2 protein-coding genes and 2 pseudogenes are annotated in these 2,426 nt (G+C 35.3%); all 4 read left to right on the top strand.

Features of this window, described 5'->3' with window-relative positions; genetic code table 11:
• Positions 1 to 221, top strand: a pseudogene (locus D1151_RS16245) (transposase); the annotation flags it as partial.
• Positions 222 to 642: 421 nt separating this feature from the next.
• On the top strand, positions 643 to 984 hold the full coding sequence (locus D1151_RS16240) for a hypothetical protein (protein WP_160203299.1): 342 nt from the start codon (positions 643 to 645) through the stop codon (positions 982 to 984).
• A 48-nt stretch (positions 985 to 1,032) separates the two neighbouring features.
• A complete protein-coding gene (locus tag D1151_RS16235) occupies positions 1,033 to 1,782 on the top strand; it encodes a hypothetical protein (protein WP_160203300.1) in 750 nt (249 codons plus the stop codon).
• Between the two features lie 262 nt (positions 1,783 to 2,044).
• A pseudogene (locus D1151_RS16230) lies at positions 2,045 to 2,426 on the top strand (IS4/IS5 family transposase); the annotation flags it as partial.

The raw sequence follows: 2,426 nt of genomic DNA, 5'->3' as shown, positions 1-2,426 counted from the left end.
TGATTGCAGACAGAGGATATGAGGCATATAACAACATGGCTCATATCCAAGAAAAAGGATGGTTTTATCTAATACGGTTGAAAGATTTTAATCAATATTCATCCGGTACTCTGCATGGCTTGGAGCTGCCGGATACTGAGGAATTCCCTGCGGATACTCTGAAACAACTGTATGGCATGCGGTGGGGAATTGAAACTTCATTTAGAGATTTGAAATATACAGTATTTTTTTGACAAGGGAACGCTCTTGTCTATTTGTTGCATTTTTAAATCTACAAAAAAACAATTAATCAGCTTGAATCAAAGGGAAAGAAAGAGAAGATAATATCGCGAACAATACTAACTTCTCTTTAAATCCCTTAACTTAATGCCATTGAACATTTGCTAGAGAGTATTATTTTTACAGCATCTTCAAGAAATCTGAGGGAGTCATAGCTATATGCTTTTCAAGCCCTGTCTCCAGAAAGTCTTTGTCGCCGGTAAGAAGAATATCTGTACTAGTAACTATATCTGCACGAAGAGCCGTGCAGGAACCTGTCAGATTTGATGAAATAGACTGAAATTTTCATTTTTTTTGAATAAGCGATTGACAGATTATTATCGATATGATATTCTTATAAAAAAGAAAAGGGGGGATATAATAATGAAATCTAAAAAGATAGTTATATGTAGTATAACGATTCTTACAGTTTGCATTGCTCTTTGTTTGAATATTGGTTATAAGACGAATGAAAATGGAGAAACTTATGGTCGCATGGCTCATATTGCTGATCCAACAGGAATTTTCTTAAAGGAAGATCCTGATTTGATAGCTGTAATGGCTACAAATGGAAAAAGCGGATATGTAAAAAAGGACGATTTCGTATCAGAGATTCCTAAAAATCCGGAAGAGGCATTAAACATACAAGAGGATTCTTTTGTGAAAAGTATTCCGGTCTATAAAAATGATGGTATTACTGTCATTGGAGAATTTCAATTTAATTAGTATTCGTTTATATTCTATTATAATTGAAGATAGTAAGGAGGTCGTATTATGACTTGTAGAAGCAAAGTTTTTCGGTTAGGTTTAGCGTTAGCATTAGTTGCTACATTTATGCTGGCATTAGTACCGGCTGAGAGTGAGGCTCAAACGCTAAAAACAAATGAAGCTGGGGATACGTATGGTTCCATTGTGACACAGACAGAAGTTCCAGATCTTATTGCTGCAGTAGCAACTAATGGACAAAATGGATTTGTTAAGGAAGCGGATTTTTTCGGTGAGTTACCAAAAAATCCAGAAGAGGCAATCCAGCTTCAAAAAGAACAAAAAGATCGAATAATCCCCGTTTATAAAAATGATGGGATAACGGTTATTGGGGAATTTGTTATTTCTGCACCTGATACAAATGAAAGTGGTATTCAAGCAAGATCTCTGTATTCTGCTACATCTTCAAAGAAATTTTGGACGGTTGGATCAAGAACATATTATGGTGAGGCTACCATTAACCTTTCTAAAGCAGGAACAAAATATGCAAGTTCAAGTGTTAGCCTTGGGGTTGAAAGCGGAACTTCTGTTGCAGCAGGTAATTTAGGAATAAGACCCTATGTTGTGAATGCCGCTGGTACAATTGTTGCATCGAAGGATACGTCTTTTAATAGTAGTGATGGTTGTAAGAAGTATACTACAAGCGCAACATATTCAACATCATCCGGAACATATCGTGCTTATGGTCACATCTTTATTTGGAATGGGACAAGTTACAAAGGAGATACCACGTACAATTCCCCATATTTAAATTTCTAATTTCTCCAATAGTAAGAGAAATATTCTAAATAAAAAAAGAGTCTTTATGCACTTTTGCAGAAAAATAACACTCTCCAGCATTTGCCCAATGGCATTAAGTTAAGAAAATCTCACATCACAGAAAATGTGGTGTGGGATTTTTTTGAGAATAAGTATTGACATATGAACAAAAAAATGCGGTCGCTTTAGCTGCTGAATATTTTAGAGGCAGCTAAAGCGGCCCTTGTAATTAGATAACATCTTTTTACAAGGAGGATACCGCATGAATAGGACTTCACTGGAACTAAAAAATTTGATTATGGACATTATTAATAAGCAGAAACAGGATTTAACAGACCTTGTTTCTAACCCCAAAACAGATTTTTCCAGAAACAGAAAAATACCATATGAGAAAATGATTCTTTCGTTATTGACAATGGAGGGAGCATCTTTATCAAATGAACTTTTACGGCAGTTTGGCTATGGCTTAAATACAGCAACATCATCTGCTTTTGTCCAGCAGCGTAAGAACATACCTCCTAAAGCATTTGCGTCGCTTTTCCATGATTTTACAGCAGCAACTTATATTAATGATAATTATAAAGGATATAAACTCTTGGCTGTTGATGGTTCAGATATTCAAATCGCAACTAATCTAAACAATA

The sequence above is a fragment of the Emergencia sp. 1XD21-10 genome (assembly GCF_009936045.1).
Classification (GTDB): Bacteria; Bacillota; Clostridia; order Peptostreptococcales; family Anaerovoracaceae; genus Senimuribacter; species Senimuribacter intestinalis.
This window is presented reverse-complemented; position numbering and strand designations above follow the sequence as displayed.

Coding starts and splice junctions, on each gene's coding strand:
- D1151_RS16240 (WP_160203299.1), top strand. CDS start 643: ATGAAATCTAAAAAGATAGTTATATGTAGTATAACGATTCTTACAGTT.
- D1151_RS16235 (WP_160203300.1), top strand. CDS start 1,033: ATGACTTGTAGAAGCAAAGTTTTTCGGTTAGGTTTAGCGTTAGCATTA.